At 63.6% G+C, this 16,643-nt stretch carries 18 protein-coding genes; 5 read left to right on the top strand and 13 right to left on the bottom strand.

Annotated features, from left to right (window positions below; genetic code table 11):
* Window positions 1-24: 24 nt before the first annotated feature.
* Genes EB231_RS27830 through EB231_RS27820 form a run of 3 tightly spaced genes read left to right on the top strand, consistent with a single transcriptional unit; the run spans window position 25 to window position 2,820 of the window.
* Window positions 25-1,170, top strand: a complete 1,146-nt coding sequence (locus EB231_RS27830; RefSeq protein WP_172351634.1) for an ABC transporter ATP-binding protein — start codon at window positions 25-27, stop codon at window positions 1,168-1,170.
* Window positions 1,163-2,020, top strand: coding sequence for a 2-aminoethylphosphonate ABC transporter permease subunit (locus tag EB231_RS27825; protein ID WP_172351633.1), 858 nt, complete (start codon window positions 1,163-1,165; stop codon window positions 2,018-2,020). The genes EB231_RS27830 and EB231_RS27825 overlap by 8 nt, the downstream gene beginning before the upstream one ends.
* Before the next feature lie 2 nt (window positions 2,021-2,022).
* Window positions 2,023-2,820 carry an ABC transporter permease subunit gene (locus EB231_RS27820; RefSeq protein WP_172351632.1) on the top strand — a complete coding sequence of 266 codons (798 nt, stop codon included), beginning with the start codon at window positions 2,023-2,025 and terminating at the stop codon, window positions 2,818-2,820.
* A 14-nt stretch (window positions 2,821-2,834) separates the two neighbouring features.
* On the opposite strand, the gene EB231_RS27815 is transcribed toward EB231_RS27820, so the two are convergent.
* The 8 genes from EB231_RS27815 to EB231_RS27780 form a co-directional block, all read right to left on the bottom strand.
* Window positions 2,835-3,290 carry a MaoC/PaaZ C-terminal domain-containing protein gene (locus EB231_RS27815; RefSeq protein ID WP_172353040.1) on the bottom strand — a complete coding sequence of 152 codons (456 nt, stop codon included), beginning with the start codon at window positions 3,288-3,290 and terminating at the stop codon, window positions 2,835-2,837.
* The gene (locus EB231_RS27810; protein WP_172351631.1) at window positions 3,287-4,363 is read right to left on the bottom strand and encodes a Gfo/Idh/MocA family protein; all 1,077 of its coding nucleotides are present in this window, start codon (window positions 4,361-4,363) and stop codon (window positions 3,287-3,289) included. Before EB231_RS27810 ends, EB231_RS27815 begins: the two co-directional genes overlap by 4 nt.
* Window positions 4,356-4,685: an L-rhamnose mutarotase gene (locus EB231_RS27805; protein ID WP_172351630.1), complete on the bottom strand. Its 330-nt coding sequence runs from the start codon at window positions 4,683-4,685 to the stop codon at window positions 4,356-4,358. The genes EB231_RS27810 and EB231_RS27805 overlap by 8 nt, the downstream gene beginning before the upstream one ends.
* 9 nt (window positions 4,686-4,694) lie before the next feature.
* The gene (locus tag EB231_RS27800; RefSeq protein ID WP_172351629.1) at window positions 4,695-5,807 is read right to left on the bottom strand and encodes a mandelate racemase/muconate lactonizing enzyme family protein; all 1,113 of its coding nucleotides are present in this window, start codon (window positions 5,805-5,807) and stop codon (window positions 4,695-4,697) included.
* 3 nt (window positions 5,808-5,810) lie between these two features.
* Window positions 5,811-6,908 (bottom strand): ABC transporter ATP-binding protein, encoded by a 1,098-nt coding sequence (locus tag EB231_RS27795; protein ID WP_172351628.1) that lies wholly within the window; start codon window positions 6,906-6,908, stop codon window positions 5,811-5,813.
* A gap of 4 nt (window positions 6,909-6,912) precedes the next feature.
* Window positions 6,913-7,779: a carbohydrate ABC transporter permease gene (locus tag EB231_RS27790; RefSeq protein ID WP_172351627.1), complete on the bottom strand. Its 867-nt coding sequence runs from the start codon at window positions 7,777-7,779 to the stop codon at window positions 6,913-6,915.
* On the bottom strand, window positions 7,779-8,675 hold the full coding sequence (locus EB231_RS27785) for a carbohydrate ABC transporter permease (RefSeq protein ID WP_172351626.1): 897 nt from the start codon (window positions 8,673-8,675) through the stop codon (window positions 7,779-7,781). The genes EB231_RS27790 and EB231_RS27785 overlap by 1 nt, the downstream gene beginning before the upstream one ends.
* A gap of 124 nt (window positions 8,676-8,799) precedes the next feature.
* A complete protein-coding gene (locus EB231_RS27780; protein ID WP_172351625.1) occupies window positions 8,800-10,119 on the bottom strand; it encodes an ABC transporter substrate-binding protein in 1,320 nt (439 codons plus the stop codon).
* A gap of 167 nt (window positions 10,120-10,286) precedes the next feature.
* On the opposite strand from EB231_RS27780, the gene EB231_RS27775 reads away from it, so the two are divergent.
* Entirely contained in the window at window positions 10,287-11,072 is a 786-nt protein-coding gene (locus EB231_RS27775; RefSeq protein ID WP_172351624.1) for an IclR family transcriptional regulator, read from the top strand.
* Between the two features lie 66 nt (window positions 11,073-11,138).
* Complete coding sequence (locus EB231_RS27770) at window positions 11,139-11,978, top strand: amidohydrolase family protein (protein WP_172351623.1); 840 nt, start codon at window positions 11,139-11,141, stop codon at window positions 11,976-11,978.
* Window positions 11,979-11,984: 6 nt separating this feature from the next.
* On the opposite strand, the gene EB231_RS27765 is transcribed toward EB231_RS27770, so the two are convergent.
* The 5 genes from EB231_RS27765 to EB231_RS27745 all read right to left on the bottom strand — a co-directional run bounded on the left by EB231_RS27765 (window position 11,985) and on the right by EB231_RS27745 (window position 16,635).
* The gene (locus EB231_RS27765) at window positions 11,985-12,953 is read right to left on the bottom strand and encodes an ABC transporter permease (protein ID WP_172351622.1); all 969 of its coding nucleotides are present in this window, start codon (window positions 12,951-12,953) and stop codon (window positions 11,985-11,987) included.
* Window position 12,954: 1 nt separating this feature from the next.
* The gene (locus tag EB231_RS27760) at window positions 12,955-13,905 is read right to left on the bottom strand and encodes an ABC transporter permease (RefSeq protein ID WP_172351621.1); all 951 of its coding nucleotides are present in this window, start codon (window positions 13,903-13,905) and stop codon (window positions 12,955-12,957) included.
* Window positions 13,902-14,651, bottom strand: a complete 750-nt coding sequence (locus tag EB231_RS27755) for an ATP-binding cassette domain-containing protein (protein WP_172351620.1) — start codon at window positions 14,649-14,651, stop codon at window positions 13,902-13,904. The genes EB231_RS27760 and EB231_RS27755 overlap by 4 nt, the downstream gene beginning before the upstream one ends.
* The gene (locus EB231_RS27750; RefSeq protein WP_172351619.1) at window positions 14,644-15,381 is read right to left on the bottom strand and encodes an ATP-binding cassette domain-containing protein; all 738 of its coding nucleotides are present in this window, start codon (window positions 15,379-15,381) and stop codon (window positions 14,644-14,646) included. The genes EB231_RS27755 and EB231_RS27750 overlap by 8 nt, the downstream gene beginning before the upstream one ends.
* A gap of 66 nt (window positions 15,382-15,447) precedes the next feature.
* Window positions 15,448-16,635: an ABC transporter substrate-binding protein gene (locus EB231_RS27745; protein ID WP_172351618.1), complete on the bottom strand. Its 1,188-nt coding sequence runs from the start codon at window positions 16,633-16,635 to the stop codon at window positions 15,448-15,450.
* Window positions 16,636-16,643 lie beyond the last annotated feature (8 nt).

The following is a 16,643-nucleotide window of genomic DNA, read 5'->3' as shown; positions in this document are numbered from 1 at the left end:
GGCAGAGATCCGGAGGACCAAGCCATGTCGGCCGCGGCCTTTACTGGTACCAGTGTCATGGACATCGACGCCGCGAAAATTCGCGGCGCCGGCTCCAATGTCCACTTCGACAAGGTCAGCGTCGCCTATGGCGCGCATGTCGTCCTGCATCCGCTGACCCTGGATATCGCGCCCGGTGAAATCCTGGCGATGATCGGCCCGTCCGGCTCCGGCAAGACCACCGCCTTGCGGGCCGTCGCTGGTTTCGTGCGGCCGGCAAGTGGCCGCATCCGCATCGGCGCGACAGACGTGACCGACCTGCCGCCTTACGAACGCGGCCTCGGCATGGTGGTGCAGAACTACGCGCTGTTTCCGCATATGCGGGTTGAAGACAACGTTGCTTTTGGCCTGCGGGCACAGGGCTCCGACAAGGCGCTGATCGCCGAGCGGGTCAGGGATGCGCTCGGCACCGTCGGCATGGCGACTTTTGCCCGGCGTTATCCGCGCGAGCTTTCGGGCGGCCAACAGCAGCGCGTCGCGATTGCCCGCGCCTTGGCTGTGCGCCCGCGTGTGCTGCTCCTCGACGAGCCTCTGTCGGCGCTCGACGCGCAGATCCGCCGCAACATGGTCGAGGAGATTGCTCGCCTGCACCGCAGCCTGCCGGGCCTGACCATCCTCTATGTCACTCACGACCAGACCGAGGCGCTGACGCTCGCCGACAAGATCGCCATCATGCGTGACGGCAGGGTCTGTTCGCACGGACCGACAACCGAACTCTACCGCCGCCCGCCGAACCGGTTCACCGCCGAGTTCCTCGGCCGCGCCAATCTCCTGCCGGTGACGGTCGCCGAGGGCGTTGGGTCGAAAGGCTTTGCCACGGCAAGGCATGGCGATGCGGTGCTCACAGGCGCCGGTCGCGGCGAGAAGGCCGGCGACAAGAGCTTGCTCTGTATCAGGCCGCAGCATCTCAGCCTGACGGCCGACAGCGAGCACACCAACCGCATCGTCGGCACGTTGAGGGAAGTGCACTGGCAGGGCGAACTCACCCATCTCGTGCTCGATGTCGAGGGCACGCCGGTGCGTGTCTCGGCGACGAAGCTGCCGATCGCCTTGCCCGAACCCGGCGCCCAGGTGCCGCTGTTCTTCGCCCCTGCCGACACCTCGCTTCTGCCGGAAGACACCGGTGTCTGAGGCGGTCGCCCTCGACGCGCCAGCGACTAGGCGGGAACCCGGCAAATTCTGGATCGTGCCACCGGCGGCTCTGCTGGCGCTGCTGTTCTTCTATCCTCTGGCGCTCATTGCCCGGCAGGCTTTCCTTGACGACAGTGGCGTTGCCAATGCCGCCGAGATTTTTCGCGTCCTGCATTCGCGGTTCTTCCTCAACGCGCTGATAAACACGGTGACGATCTCGGTCGCGGCGACGGCCGGATGCCTCATCGTTGGCCTCGTGCTGGCGCTGATCCTGGCCTTCGTGCCGTTCCCCGGCAGTGGTTTCATCGCCCGGCTGATCGACACCTTCATCGCCTTGCCGACCTTCCTGGTGACGCTTGCCTTCACCTTCCTCTACGGCTCCGCCGGCATGCTCAACACCGGGCTGATGGAAGCCTTCTCGCTGCCGCTGCCACCCGTCGATTTCCTCTATTCGACATGGGGCGTGGTGCTGGCCGAAGTCACGGTCTACACACCCTTCATCCTGCGGCCGCTGCTCGCTGCCTTTTCGCTCGTCGACCGGGGCCAGATCGAAGCGGCAAGCGTGCTCGGCGCCAGGCCGTTCCGGATCGTGCGCCAGGTGATCCTTCCGGCGGCGGTGCCCGCGCTCATAGCCGGAGGGAGTCTCTGTCTGCTGTTGACCGTCAACGAATTCGGCATCGTGTTGTTCATCGGCGCCAAGGGCGTCATCACGCTGCCGCTGCTGATTTACGGCAAGGCGATCCAGGAATCGGCCTATCAGGTGGCCTGCATCATTGCAGTGGTCAACATCGCGCTGTCGCTCGGCCTGTTCGGGCTCTACCGTTTCGCCGCCGGCCGGTTGGGGGGCTAGCCATGCTGGTCTGGTCACGCCCTGGTCGCATCATGCTGTGGTTGCTTCTTGCGCTGATCTTCGGCGTGCTGTTCCTGGCGCCGCTTGCTGTGATCCTTCTGTCCAGCCTTGCCGACCAGTGGAACGGCGTGCTGCCCAATGGCCTGACGATGGAGCATTACACCGATGTGATCAAAGGGTCGGCCTGGAACTCGATCAAGGCCAGTCTGATCACCGGCTTCCTGGCCAGTGCGCTTGCATTGGTCAGCGGTACCTGGGCGGCCCTTTCGCTTCGCCTTCAATGGCACGCCTTGCGGCGTCTGCTCGGCCTGCTGTTCTTCATTCCCAGTGCGGTGCCTTCTGTGTCGGTCGGCCTTGGCCTGCTGGTCGCGTTCAGCCATCCGCCGCTGCTGCTCAACGGCACGGTGGCGATCGTCATGATCGCGCATTTCGTGCTGATCTCCGCCTTCACCTTCGGCAATGTCTCGGCAGGCCTGGCACGGCTTTCGCCCGACTTCGAACAGGTGGCATCAAGCCTCGGCGCGCGGCCGGCCTATCGGCTTTGGCACGTCACGCTGCCGCTGCTGGCCCCCTATCTGGTCGCCGCTTTCGGCTTGAGCTTCGCGCTGTCGATGGGCGAACTCGGCGCCACCGTCATGGTCTATCCGCCGGGCTGGGTGACACTGCCGGTGTCGATCTTCAGCCTTACCGATCGCGGCGACATCTTTGCCGGTGCGGCGCTCACCATGATCCTGGTGGCGGCGACGCTGGTCCTGCTGCTTGGGCTCGAGCGCATCACCGCACGCGCCACCGGTTCTTGAGGATCGCCTGAGCTTCAGCTCTGCGCCGGTTTGCGTTCGACGATGTAGATGTGGTCGGCCGCCAGCACCACTTCGCCACGCTGGTTTATCACCTCGCAGCGTTCGATCACGCGTCCGGAACCCGGTCGCTTGGGGTCGTCTTCCCTGGCCGTGATGGTGGTGCGCGTGCGGATCGTATCGCCGATGAACACCGGCTTGATGAAGCGCAGCCGGTCATAGCCATAGGAGAAGGCGACCGGGTTGATGATGCTTGCGGTCAAGCCGATGCCGACCGAGAACACCAGCGTGCCATGCGCGATGCGCTGGCCAAACGGCGTCGTCTTCATGTACTCGGCGTCCATGTGATGAGGGAAGAAGTCGCCGGTGTGGCCGGCATGGACGATGAAATCCGTCTCTGTAATGGTGCGGCCGCTGGTCAGGCGTGACGAGCCGATCTCGTACTCCTCGAAATATTGAATCTGTTCCATCAGGGTCTTTCCGCGATCGGTGTCGCTGGCGCCGCACTCGATTTATAGGCGGCTTCCACCAGCGCCATGGTGTTCCAGGCGTCCTCGACCGAGCTGACCAGTTCGTCGTCTTCTCCGGCCGCAAAGCGCTGCACATTGGCCATGCGCCCGACGAAAGCGTCGGGGAACCATTCACCGGCAAGCGGCACGGTAACCCAGTCCGTTCCGCCCTTCGGATGGATTTCCAGGATATCCGGCTCGCCAGTGGGATAATCGAGATTGAGGCCGAGCTTGAGGTAGGCCGCACCATCGGTGCCGCAGATGCGGAATTCGCAGGCCTGGTGCCGGCGGCCGAACTTATGGTCGTGATTGATCGACAGCGCGCAGCGCACCGTGTCGCCATAGTCGAGAATGGCGCTGGTGCGCGTCTGCGCGACCTTGTGGTTGGGATGGCCGAGCGTCTTGGCGTGCACGCCACGGGGATCGCCAAGCAATTGCCTGACGAGGTCGAGATAGTGGATCGAGTGCATGGCGATCTCGACGCGGGGCGCCTTGAGCAGGAACTCCCACAATTGCCACGGCGTCGCCAGCGCCAGCCAGGCGTCGAAATCGACGACCTCGCCGAGCCAGCCCTTGGCGACGGCATCCTTGAGCGCCAGCATCATCGGCGCGAAGCGCAGCTGGAAGTTCACAGCCGCCTTGAGGTTCTTGGCGCGGCAGATTTCAAGGATTTCGGTTGCCTCGCCGAGATAGTTGCCCATCGGCTTCTGGATCAATGCGACCGCGCCGTCCGGGAGAGCTTCCAGGATCTCGGCGTGCCGTCCCGGCGGCGTTGCCAGATCGAAGATCGCATCCTTGATGGTGGCCGCTTCTTCCACCGAGCGAAATGTGGCGACGCCCCATTTCTCGGCCAGGGTCCGCGCTTTTGTCTGGTCCGGATCATAAAGTCCGGCGACCGGAAAACCTGCCTTTCTGTAGGCTGGGAAATGCGCATCTCCGACGATCGAACCTGCACCGAAAGTGACGATCGGCCGGGGCTTCGAGGGTTTGGGCCAGGACTGGATGAGCGAGGCAGGGTCGAAACCGCCCTCAGTCATGATGGAAGACCTCGTCCATCGAAGCCCACCACTCACCATCCTTGCGGGTCGCCAGCGGCTCCTGGCACGGCATGCAGACCGCCCACCATTCCTGCGTCTTCGGGTCGGCTGTCATCTTGGCCATGTCGGCCGCGTAGTCGGTGCCGTGATACTCGAAATAGGAAAACAAGAGATTCTCGGGCCGCTTCAGGTAGATCGAATAGTTCTTGATGTTGCAGGCCGATATCATGGTCAGCACGTCGGGCCAGACGGCGGCGTGGAGGCGGACGTACTCCTCGACTTTTTCCGGTTTCAACCCCAGCATCATCCCCATCCGCTGCATATCCGTCTCCTATTTGGTGATCGCCGTGGTGAATTCGGCGATGCTCATGGCCTTGACCGCGTCCCAGTCCCAATCGATGCCGATGCCGGGCTCGTCGGGCGCCAGTGCATGCCCATCCTCGATGCGCATGCGCTTGCCGGTCAACTGGTCGAGCTGCGGAATGTACTCGACATAGCGGCCGTTCTGAACAGCGCAGGTCAGGCTGACATGCAGTTCCATCAGGAAATGTGGGCAGATCGGAATGTCGAAGGCCTCCGCCGCGTGGGCGATCTTGAGCCAGGGCGTGATGCCGCCGATGCGGCCGACATCGACCTGGACGATCGAACAGGCGCCTTTCTGCATGTATTCGCGGAAATGGCGCATGGAATAGAGCGACTCGCCGATCGCAATCGGCGTCGGCGTCGAATTCGACAACCGCACATGCCCGTCGATATCATCGGCGGGCAACGGCTCCTCGATCCAGGCAAGGTCGAGTTCGCGCAGCCTGGCCGCACGCCGGATCGCCTCGTCGACGGAAAAACCCTGGTTGGCATCGGTCATGATCTCGTAGCCGTCGCCGACAGCCTTGCGGACGGCGGACAGGCGCGCGAGATCCTCCGAACCGTGCGGCTTGCCGATCTTCACCTTCGAGCCGCGAAAGCCCTTGGCCTTGGCGGCCAGGGCATCGTCGACAAGTGCGGCCGTCTCGATGTGCAGCCAGCCGCCCTCGGTGGTGTAGAGCGGGCAGCGGTCCTTGGCGCCGCCGGCCAGTTTCCACAGTGGCAGGTTCTGTTTCTTCGCCCTGAGATCCCAAAGTGCCGTATCGATCGCTGCGATCGCGATAGCGGTGATGGCGCCGATCGTCGTCGCATGGGTGGCGAATTCGAGATCGTGCCAGATCGCCTCAATCATGTCAGGATCACGGCCGACCAGGCGCGGCGCCAGATGATCGGACAGGAGCCGCATCACCGACGAACCCCCGGTGCCGATCGTGTAGCTGTAGCCCGTACCGACCGCGCCGTCGGAATCGGTGATCGTGACGATCGGCGTTTCCTGGCTGACGAAGCTCTGGATCGCGTCGGTTCGCTTGACCTTGGGCACAAGGTCTACCATCCGCAGTTCGATTTTCTCGATTCTAGCCATCGGTCAGCTCCGCAATGTCTTTCCGGTCTCAGTGGCAAACAGATGTGCCTGCGACAGGTCAAGGCTCATGGCGACCCGCTCGCCCGACTTGAGCGGCCTCGGGTTCAGCATGCGCGACACCCAGTCGCTGCCGTTGAATTCGACGAACACCAGCGTCTCGTTGCCGAGCGGTTCGGTGACCGTGATCGGCAGTTCGATCTGGTGGACATCTGCCGCGCCGCCGGAGCTGATGCCGTGGCCGGTCGGATAGATGTCATCCGGCCGCAGCCCGAACACCACTCTGTCGCCGGTCGCGACATTGGCCTTGAACTGGCCGGGCAAAGGCAGTTTCTCGCCACTGGCGAACACCATCTGGCCGTCATCGATTGTCGCCTCGTGCAGGTTCATCGGCGGCGAGCCGATGAAGCCGGCGACGAAGCGTGTCGCTGGTCGCCGGAAAACCTCGTCGGGCGTGCCGACCTGTTCGATGTATCCGTCGCGCATGATGACGATGCGGTCGGCGAGCGTCATCGCCTCGACCTGGTCGTGGGTGACGTAGATCACCGTCGACTGCACCTTGGCATGCAGCTTCTTGATCTCGGTGCGCATCTGCGTTCTGAGCTTGGCGTCGAGATTGGACAGCGGCTCGTCGAACAGGAAGACGTCGGGGTCGCGCACGATGGCGCGGCCCATGGCGACGCGCTGGCGCTGCCCGCCGGACAATTGCGACGGTCGGCGGTCGAGCAGCGTGTCGAGGCCGAGAATGGCCGAGGCCTCGGCGACGCGGCGGTCCATCTCTTCCTTGGCAGCACCGGCGATCTTCAGGGAGAAGCCGAGATTCTCGCGCACCGTCATGTGCGGATAAAGCGCGTAGGACTGGAACACCATCGAGATGTTGCGCGAGCGCGGCGGCAGATCGTTGACGACACGCCCGCCGATCTCGATCGAGCCGCCGCTGATCTCCTCCAGCCCGGCGATCATGCGCAGCGTCGTCGACTTGCCGCAGCCGGACGGACCGACCAGCGCGATGAATTCGCGGTCGGTGATATCGAGATCGATGCCGTGCACGATCTCGATATTGCCGTAGCGCTTGGTCAGCTTTTTGAGAGAAACCGTTGCCATGGGATCAGCCTTTCACCGCGCCGGAGGTCAGGCCGCCGACAAGGTGTTTCTGGACGATGTAGGTGAGGGTAAGCGCCGGGATGATCATCACCACCGCGAGCGCGCACATGCCGCGCCAGTCGATGGTGAACTCGGCCGTGTAGTCGAGCAGACCGACCGGCAGCGTCTTGGCGCTGACCGAACGGGTCAGCTGCGAGGCCAAAGCAAACTCGTTCCAGCAGGTCAGGAAGGCAAAGATCGCGGCCGAAGCAATGCCCGGTCCTGCAAGCGGAAACTCGACCTGCCAGAAGGCCTGCCAGCGCGTGCAGCCATCGATCTGTGCCGCTTCCGCCAAATCCTTGGGCACCTGGCGGAAGAAGCCGTCGATCAGCCAGATCGTGAACGGCACGTTGAGCGCGACATAGGCAAGGATCAGCCCGAAATGCGTGTCGATGATGCCGAGCCGCACATAGAGGAAGAACAGAGGCAGCGACAGCGCGATGCCGGGCACCGTGCGCGTCAGCATGAGGCCAAGGAAGACGCTGGACTTTCCGCGAAAACGATAGCGCGCGAAGGCATAGCCGCCGGCCATGCCTATAGCGACCGCGATGACAGTCGAGGTCACCGAGATGATCAGCGAGTTGCGGAAATATTCGATGACGGGGATGCCGCCCTTGCCGATGCCCGAGAACATCGCGACATAGGCGTCGAGAGAAATCTCCTGCGGAATCCACACCGGCGGCTTGGCCATGATCTCGACCGTCGGCCGCAACGACGAGATGACGATCCACAGGCCCGGCAGGCAGATGGTCAGCATCGCCAGGAACAGGCCGATGCGATGGACGACGCCCAGCAGCCGGCGCTTCAGGCGGGCGGAAGAATTCTCGTCCATCACCACTCCGCACCGATCTGCGTGCGCGCCGCGGCGAGCTTGTTGAAGAAGTAGACGGTGAAGGCGATCGAGAGCAGGATCGAGAAATAGGCCATGGCATTGGCCATGCCCATGCGCCCGTCGCTGTAGGCGGTGCGCGCCACCAGCGTCCAGAGCAGCTCGGTGCGGCCGGCCGGTCCGCCGTCGGTCATGATCTTGACGATGTCATAGGCGCGCGCCACGTCGAGCGAACGGATGGTCATGGCGATGTAGGCGAAGGGCATGACGAACGGCCAGGTTACATAGCGGAATGTCTGCCACGGCGTGCAGCCGTCGACGCGCGCCGCCTCGATCGGCTCCTTGGGCATGGCGAGCAGGCCGGCGAGGATCAGGATGGCGAAGATCGCCGTCGACGACCAGATCTCGGCGATCGAAATGGCGATGAAGGCGAGGTGGCCCTCGATCAGCCATGGAATAGCGTCCTGCGTGAGCCCTAGCGACTGCAGCGCGTTGTTCACCAGGCCGATATTGTCGTTGAACATGAACTTGAACTGGAAGCCGACGAGGATCGGCGAGAACATCATCGGAAACATCATCAGCGTGCGCAGGATGCGCTGGCCGCGCGTCGCCTTCTCGACCAGCATGGCGAGACCGAGGCCAAGCAGCATTTCGAGATTGAGCGCGATGGTCAGCAGCAGCACCGTGCGCCCGAATGCCCACCAGAAATCGGTGTTGCCCAGGATCGAGAGATAATTCCGGAGACCGATGAAGACATAGAATGTCTCGGGCTTGGTCAGGCGGAAGGGTGTGAAGCTGGAATAGAGCGACAAGAGCAGCGGCACGACGACGACCGCCGCCAGCACGATGAAGGCCGGAAGCAGCAGCAGGAACGGCGCCGATGGCTTGAAGCCCTTCATCAGAATCCTTTGGGGTTTTGCATTGCGTGGGCGGGACGCCGAAAGGCGATTTCCATTGCGGAGCCTCCGACAAGACGCGATCGCCTCCCCCATCACGATGGGGGAGGCAGCCTTGGGAGAGGTTCTAAAGCTTGCCGGCGTCCTGGAGGATCTGCGTCGCCTTGGCGGCCGCTTCGTCCAGCGCCTGCTTGGAGGTCTTGTCGCCAAGGATCGCCGCCTGCAGTTCGGGATAGACGGCATTCGAGATCTCGATCCATTCAGGCGTCTGCGGCACGGCGAAGGCGTGCTTGGCTTCTTCCTGGAAAGCGGAGAGGACCTCCTTCTTGTAGGGATCGTTTTCGGCCTGCTTCAGGTCCCAGTCCCAGACCGCTGTGCGGGTCGGCAGCGGGCCCGCGGCGGCTTCCAGCTTCTGGCTGTCCTCATTGGTCAGCCACCACACCAGCGAGGCCGCGGCTTCCTTGTTCGGGCAGTTCTCTGTCACCGAGAAACCGTGGAAGCCCGACCAGCCGGTGCGCTTGCCCGAAGACCCCTTCGGCGCGACCTTCACGCCGACATTGCCGGCGACCTTCGACGATTTCGGATCGTTGAAGAAGCCGGCCCAGCCCGGCCAGTCCAGGTTGATGGCAACGGTGCCCGAGGCAAAGCCCTGGCCGAGATCGTCCCAGAGATAGTTGGTGGTTCCGGCCGGCACCGCCTTGGCCTTGTAGAGATTGACGAACCAGTCGAGCGCCCGGATGCCGGCCTCGGAGTTGAAGACCGGCTTGCCGTCCTTGTCGAGATATTCGCCGCCTTCGGCGACCACCATCTCGTAGAACCGTCCGTTGATCGCTTCTTCCTTGCCGGCGAACTGCGTGCCGTAGAAATTGGGCGGGTTGGCGAAGAACTCGGCCTGGTCGGTGACTTCCTTCCATGTGTCCGGCGGCACCAGGTCATAGCCGTATTTCGCCTTGAACTTGGCCTTGTTGTCGGCGTTCTCGTAGAGGCTCTTCTGGTAGTAGAGGGCAGAGACATCGAACTGGGCGCGCGGCAGCATTTCCAGCTTGCCATCGATGGTCGCGGCCTTGATCGTTGACGGCACGAAGGCGTCGATCTCCGCCTTGGGCAGCAATTTGCTGAGGTCGGTGTAGAGGTCCGTGTACTGTGGCGCGAAGGACGAATGGTTCCAGCCGACGCACCAGTTGGTGCTGCCCGAGGCGATGTCGGACTTGAGCTCCTTGTCGATGTCGAAGCCGTTCTTCTTGGTCAGGATGTTGACCTTGGCGCCGGTCGCCTTCTCCCATTCGGGAATGCGCTCGTAGAGCTTTTCATATTGTTGGCCGCCGATCAGCTTCACGTCGACGGTCACGCCTTCGAACTTGCCGGGCAGGTCACCGGCAAGGGCCGTGCCTGCACCAAATGCAAGCACCAATGCGCCGGCGGAGACGCCGGAAAGCAGTCTGTTCATTGGTTTCCTCCCTGGGTGCGCCGTGGCGCGACCGCAACTTGTCCGCGTGACAAGAAATGCTACATTCATATACAAACAAAACATTCATACGTACGTCAAGGCGAAATTTGTTTTCGCCGGCCACGTTCCTGCGTATATGAAAGGCGGAATTCACTGGAGAAATGCCCATGGATGACAGCGAAGACGAGCGCTATCGCGCGCCGGCGCTCGACAAGGGGCTCGACATCTTGGAACTCCTGGCCGGCGTCGATGGCGGCCTGACGCAGGCGGAAATCGCCAAGAAACTCGACCGCAGCCCCAACGAATTCTACCGCATGCTGGACCGGCTGGTGCGGCGCGGCTACGTCACCCGGCTGGACGGCGACCGCTACTCGCTGACGCTCAAACTGTTCGGCCTGGCGCAACTGCACGCTCCGGTGCGGCGGCTGGTTTCCTACGCCACGCCGCTGATGCGCGAACTGGCCGAGACCTCGCAGCAGGCCAATCAACTCGTTGTTTTTGATCGCGGTTCCGCCGTCGTCATCGCCCAGCAGGAGGCTCCGGACTACTGGGGCATCTCGATCCGGGTCGGCTCCCACATCAGTCTGTTCGACACCGGTTCGGGCCATGTGCTGCTCGCCTTCCGCTCGCAGGAAGAGCGGCAGATGATGATTTCCGAATACGTCCGCAGCACAGACAAGACGCCGCAATCGGCCGAGTTCTTCACTCGGCTCGACCAGATCCGCGACCGTGGCTACGAGATGATGGCCTCGATGCAGACCGCTGGCGTCTTCAATCTGTCGGCACCGGTGCGCAGTTCCGACGGCAAGGCGATCGCCGCGCTGTCGATCCCCTACATCACCGTCATCAACACGCCTGCCGCGCCCGACATCACCCGGACCATCGAGCTCTTGCTGGCAACGTGCGAGAAGCTGTCGCACCTCGCGGGCTCGACTGTCGGTTCATCGACATAAATTCTTATTTGAATGGAGAATTCCTCCGTGAGATGATTTGAAAACGCTGGAGGGAGGAGCCTCGCCATGATCATCGACACCCATCTGCATCTCATCGATCGCTCGGCCTTACGCTATCCCTGGCTCGCCGGCGTGCCGGCGCTCAACCGTGATTTTTCCTATGAGGAATATGCCACTGAAGCGCAGCGTGTCGGTATCCAGCGCGTGCTGCATATGGAGGTCGATGTCGATCCGGCCGACATCGAGGCAGAGACCGCCCGCGTCCAGGGCCTGTCGCGGCAGGCGGGCAGCATGCTGGCGGGAGTGATCGCATCGTGCCGGCCGGAAGAGGCTGACTTTGCCGACTATCTCGAAAGCCAGCGGGCAAATCCTTTCGTCAAGGGTTTCCGCCGCGTGCTCCACGTCGTGCCCGATGATCTGTCGGAAAGCGACCTGTTCCGCGGCAACATCAAGCGGCTTGGCGGCACCGGCCTGACCTTCGACCTCGTCGTGCTGCCGCACCAGATTCCCAAGGCGATCGTGCTGGCCGACCTGGCGCCCGATGTCCAGTTCGTCCTCGACCATTGCGGTGTCCCCGACATCAAGGGCAATGGCGAGCACCCATGGCGCGAGCACATGAGCGAGATCGCCCGACGCCCGAATGTCATGGCCAAGATCTCCGGCGTCGTCGCCTATGCCGATCCTGGCAACTGGACGGTCGAGACGCTGCGGCCCTATGTCGAACACACCATCGCTGTGTTCGGCTGGGACCGTGTCGTCTGGGGCAGCGACTGGCCGGTCTGCACGCTCGGCGGCGGTCTCTCGACCTGGGTGGCGGCGACCCATGCGCTGCTTTCCGGCTGCAGCGTCGCGGAGCGCGACAGGTTGTTGTCTGGCAATGCTAGCAAGCTGTGGCGGTTGAAGTAGCCGCCGTCAGATCGTCGTCGAGACGTGCCGCTCGCGGCCGTAGAGCGAGACCAGCAGCACGATGATGAAACCCAAAGCTGCTTGCACCGCCGAGGGCTGGAAGCCAAGCCCGATCAGCAGCGTATTGATCTCGGTCAGCACCAGCACGCCCGCGATGGTGCCGAGATAGCTGCCGCGGCCGCCGACAAGTGCGGCGCCGCCGACGACCACGGCCGCGATGGTTTGGAACAAATAGGGTTGGCCGACATCGCCATAGGCCGAGCCGGTGAAGCCGAGCAGCAGCACGCCCGCGACGGCCGCGAAGAAGGCACTCGCCGCATAGGTGATCACCCACATGCGAACCGGGTCGATCAGCGCCAGGGGTGCCGCCCCCGGATTGCTGCCCAGCGCATAGAGCCGGCGGCCATAAGGCGTCCGCTCCAGCACAAGCACGACGAGCGCTGCCAGCACGACGAGGCTCGGCACCAGCCACGGCACCGGCAGTGGCCCGGCCGATCCGCCGATCGACACGAAGCTGGAAACCGCTTGCGGTGCCGAGCCTGACGGGAAGCCTGCCGTCCACAACAGCACCAGCCCTTGCACGACCATGCCGATGCCGAGCGTGACGATGAGCGGCTGGATGTCGAGGCTGCGCGCGATCAGGCCGTTCAAGCCGCCGATCAGAATCGCCAGTACGCCGACGAGGCCGCAGACCAGGACAAAATTCCAGCCATCGCCGTAGAGCTGCGCGGCCACGACATTGGCGAAGCCGATGACGAAGGGGATGGACAGGTCGATGCCGCCCATGATGACGACCAATGTCTGCCCGATCGAGGCGACCGCCAGCAGCGAGGCAAGCACCAGCATGGCGCGTATCGCGAACGGCGCTGAATAGCCGGGAATGAGAACTGTGCCGGCAAGGTGCAGAAGGGCGGCGACGCAGAAAGCGCCGACGACACGGGCATTGGTTGTCGCAAACAGGTTTCGCCCAGTCATGTCAGCGTCCCCTCGTGGCAAGACGTTCCTGCAGCGCGGTCAGCATCACCGCCAGCACCAGTATGGCGCCATAGGCGATCTGCAGCACGAAGGTCGAGACGTTGAACGTCGTCAGCACGCTCTGCAGCAGGAAGATGTCGATGGCGCCGATGGCGGCCCCCGCAACGCCGCCACGACCGCCGGCCAGGCTGACGCCGCCGAGCGCGACGGCGGCAATCGCGATCAGCGTATAAGTCGGCCCGATATTGGGGTCGGCGGAGCCGATCAGCGCCGTCAGCATCAGCCCGGCGCAGCCGCCGAGGATGCCGGTCATGACATAGGCGATGAAGCGCACGCGCGTGACATCGACACCGGCGGTGTAGGCGGCGCGATCGTCGCTGCCGACCGCCATCAACTGGTCGTAGTAGGGGATGCGCCGCACCAGCCACCAGGCAAGGAACATTAACAGCAGCGGCAGCATCGACCAGGAACCAGCCAAGGACTTGAGCCATGCCGGCGCCGGGCCGATCGGCGCCGGCAGGATCGTCAGCGTCACGCCGGTGAGGATCAGATAGGTGCCAAGCGTGGCGACGATCGGCTGGATGCGCACGATCGTCGCCAGAAAACCGTTCGCCGCGCCGACCAGCGCGCCGACGAGCAGGGCCGCCGGGACGAGCAGCAGGGGCGAGGAGATACCGGCCTTGAGGAACAGCAACTGGATCACCATCGCGTTGACGAAACCCATCAGCGGCCCGACCGAGATATCGATGCCGCCGCGCCCCGCGAGGATCACCGGTGTCGAGGCGATGGCCGCGCCGATCAAGGGCGCGGCCAATCCGACCAGCGCGCCCCATGATCCCGGCTGGAACCGCCCCGGGCTGAGGGCGAGATTGACCGCCAGCAGGACGACCAGCAGTAGGACAGCGAAACCGACGCTTCGCCCAAGCGACAGGAGGCGCGTGATAGGGCTCATGCCGCCCGTCCGAACATGGCGGAGATCACGCTATCGGTAGTCAGCGCCTCGCCGGAGATTTCCGCCGCGACCTGGTTTTCCCTGAACACCAGCACGCGCTGGCATAGGAGAAGAATCTCCTCGATCTCGCTGGACAGGATGACCAGGCCCATGCCGTCGGCCGCCAGCCCGCGAAAGACGTCGTAGAGCACATGCCGCGTCGCCACGTCGACGCCGCGCGTCGGGTCGTTGAGCAGCAGGATGGCGGGCTCCAGCGCCAGTGCCCGCGCCAAAAGCACCTTCTGCTGGTTGCCGCCCGACAAAGTGGTGATCTGTGCATCCGGCCGGGGTGCCACGATCGACAGTTTTTCGCGGTAGATGTCGTAGCGCGCCTTGCGCGCCGTTGGACTGATCAGGCCAAGCCGCGTATCGCGTGACAAGGTCGAGACGGCGAAATTGTCGAGCACCGATTGCGTGGGAAAAATACCGTTCGCGCGCCTGTCGCGCGGCAGGTAGGCGATGCCGCTGGCGACGGCCTTGCGGAACCCGGTGATCTTGCGAGACGCGCCGGAGACGCCGAGCTCGATCGAGCCACCAAGTGGCGCCACCAGGCCGGCGAGCATTTTCAGGAACAGCTCCTGGCCATGGCCGTCGAGGCCGGCAAGGCCGACGATTTCGCCGGGAGCGATGGTTTGCATTATTGCGCTGGCGCCCGGCGCGATGACGAGGTCGCGGACGGCGAGACCAGGAGCCGTGTGGTCAACCATGCGTCAGCTCCGCCGCAGTGCGTGGCGCCATGGCCTTGAGAAGTTCCGCTGGTGTCGAGGCGCCGCGCTCCTCGGTGCGCACCACGCTGCCGCCACGCAGGATCGAGATGCGATCCGACAACGACATCACCTCGTCCATGCGGTGCGTGATGAACAGGATAAGGCAGCCTTCACCGGCCAGTGCGCGCATCAGCGAAAAGACGGATTCGCGGTCGGCGAAATCGAGCGCCGCGGTGACCTCGTCGAGGATCAGAATCCTGGGATTGCGCACGATCGCTCGGGCGAGCACCACCAATTGCTGCGCCGCCAGTGGCAGCAGCCCGGCAGGCATGTCGAGAGGAACGTCAGTCACGGCGAAGCGTTTGAGCGCGGCTGCCGCCCTGTCGCGGCGCTCGTTGCGTGGCACGGCACGCCGGAGCAGCCCATCGAGGCCGAGCAGTATATTGTCCGTCACGTTGCGATCCGGTGCGATCAGCACCTCCTGGAACACAGTAGCAAAACCTTGCGCCTGGAAGGCCGACGGGTTTGCGCCCGAAAACGGCCTTCCTTGCAGCAGGATCGCGCCGCTGTCCGGCTGGACGATACCGGACAACAGCTTGACCATGGTACTCTTGCCCGAGCCGTTTTCGCCCAGGATGGTATGGATGGTCCCCGCCCGGAACGCGATAGAAGCGTCAGCCAGCGCGACCGTCTCGCCATAGCGTTTGGATATGTCTTTGATTTCAAGCATGCCGTGTTTCGAAGCTGGCAAGCCGGCTCCCCAAAGGAAGCCGGCTTGCTGGGTCTGTCGATGGCGTCACTTCGCGCAGGCGTCTGGAACTTTCGCATAATCCCAGCCCTTGGTCGGTGCCGGATTCGAGAAATAGGCGTCAAGCCATTCCTCCGGCATTGGATCCTTGGGCGGGATCGGGAAGATCGAGACGGCATCCGTCGTCATGCAGTCCTTGTACCATTGGCCGAGATCGGCGCTGTGCACCGGAGGGATCGGAATCAGCAGCGTGTTCAGCTTCGGCTTCTGGCCGTCGAGCATGCGCTCGCCGACGCGAAACAGCGTCTCGGCGGTCCAGTGCGGCAACACCGCATGGCCTTCGAAATGGTACTTGTCGGGATTGGCCTTCCAATAGCCGAGCGCGTCGCCAGTGATCGAGCCGGTGATCAGCGGCGCCGGCCGGCCGGCTTCGGCGAAGGCCTCGGCGACGACGCGGCTTTCGCTGCCGGTCGTCCACACCGCATCGATCGGCGCTGGGTTGGTGGCGATCGCCTGCAGCACGACGGTCTTGGTGACATTGGCCGTCCAGTTGCCGTTGACGTTGCGCGAAATCTTCAGCTTGGGATTCTCGGCCAACGCCTTGTCGGCACCCTGGCGTTCCTGCACCACGATCGGGTGGCCGGCAATGCCTTCGACGAGCAGGATGCTGGCGCCGTCCGGCTGCGCCTTGCCGATCGCCGTCATCATGTCATAGCCCCAGCGCGCATAGTTGGAATCGACATTGATCGCGTTCGGGCTGGTCACCGAGCCGGCCGCGGTGATGAACGGAATGCCGGCCTTGGCGGCGGCGTCGATCGCATCGTCGAGCGCCGTCGCCGAGCCCGGGATCGAGGTGATGATCGAGCACTTCTTGTCGATGAAGGCGCGGATCTGGTTGATCTGCTGGCTGGCGTCGTTGTTGGAGTCAGACACTTCGAAGCTGGACACCGTGCCGTCGGCTATCAGCCCGTCGACCAGACGCTTCAACTCCTTGGTGACCGTTACGCGCCAGGGATTGCCCTGGTAGGATTCCGAGTGGCACCATTTCCACGGCTTCGGCGGCGGCGTGAAATTGTCCCATGCCGAAGGCAGCACCTTCTGCGGCGCACCGTCATACTGTGCCTTGAGTTCGGTCGGCAGCCCGCCGATGACGCCTTGCACATCCTGGGCATGGGCAATTGTCGTGATGGATACAAACGCGGTTGCGGCCATCAGGCCGCGCATCATGTTTTTCATTGTCTCTC

This window comes from Mesorhizobium sp. NZP2298 (assembly GCF_013170825.1).
Taxonomy (GTDB): domain Bacteria; phylum Pseudomonadota; class Alphaproteobacteria; order Rhizobiales; family Rhizobiaceae; genus Mesorhizobium.
The sequence above is the reverse complement of the archived record's forward strand: the minus strand, read 5'-3'. Positions and strand labels throughout refer to the sequence as shown.

Bases quoted from the DNA above. Each gene is read 5' to 3' on its own strand.
- EB231_RS27775 (WP_172351624.1), top strand. From the start codon at position 10,287: ATGGATGACAGCGAAGACGAGCGCTATCGCGCGCCGGCGCTCGACAAG.
- EB231_RS27755 (WP_172351620.1), bottom strand. From the start codon at position 14,651: ATGGTTGACCACACGGCTCCTGGTCTCGCCGTCCGCGACCTCGTCATC.
- EB231_RS27750 (WP_172351619.1), bottom strand. From the start codon at position 15,381: ATGCTTGAAATCAAAGACATATCCAAACGCTATGGCGAGACGGTCGCG.
- EB231_RS27780 (WP_172351625.1), bottom strand. From the start codon at position 10,119: ATGAACAGACTGCTTTCCGGCGTCTCCGCCGGCGCATTGGTGCTTGCA.
- EB231_RS27760 (WP_172351621.1), bottom strand. From the start codon at position 13,905: ATGAGCCCTATCACGCGCCTCCTGTCGCTTGGGCGAAGCGTCGGTTTC.
- EB231_RS27830 (WP_172351634.1), top strand. From the start codon at position 25: ATGTCGGCCGCGGCCTTTACTGGTACCAGTGTCATGGACATCGACGCC.
- EB231_RS27805 (WP_172351630.1), bottom strand. From the start codon at position 4,685: ATGCAGCGGATGGGGATGATGCTGGGGTTGAAACCGGAAAAAGTCGAG.
- EB231_RS27820 (WP_172351632.1), top strand. From the start codon at position 2,023: ATGCTGGTCTGGTCACGCCCTGGTCGCATCATGCTGTGGTTGCTTCTT.
- EB231_RS27770 (WP_172351623.1), top strand. From the start codon at position 11,139: ATGATCATCGACACCCATCTGCATCTCATCGATCGCTCGGCCTTACGC.
- EB231_RS27765 (WP_172351622.1), bottom strand. From the start codon at position 12,953: ATGACTGGGCGAAACCTGTTTGCGACAACCAATGCCCGTGTCGTCGGC.
- EB231_RS27785 (WP_172351626.1), bottom strand. From the start codon at position 8,675: ATGAAGGGCTTCAAGCCATCGGCGCCGTTCCTGCTGCTGCTTCCGGCC.
- EB231_RS27790 (WP_172351627.1), bottom strand. From the start codon at position 7,779: ATGGACGAGAATTCTTCCGCCCGCCTGAAGCGCCGGCTGCTGGGCGTC.
- EB231_RS27810 (WP_172351631.1), bottom strand. From the start codon at position 4,363: ATGACTGAGGGCGGTTTCGACCCTGCCTCGCTCATCCAGTCCTGGCCC.
- EB231_RS27800 (WP_172351629.1), bottom strand. From the start codon at position 5,807: ATGGCTAGAATCGAGAAAATCGAACTGCGGATGGTAGACCTTGTGCCC.
- EB231_RS27795 (WP_172351628.1), bottom strand. From the start codon at position 6,908: ATGGCAACGGTTTCTCTCAAAAAGCTGACCAAGCGCTACGGCAATATC.
- EB231_RS27745 (WP_172351618.1), bottom strand. From the start codon at position 16,635: ATGAAAAACATGATGCGCGGCCTGATGGCCGCAACCGCGTTTGTATCC.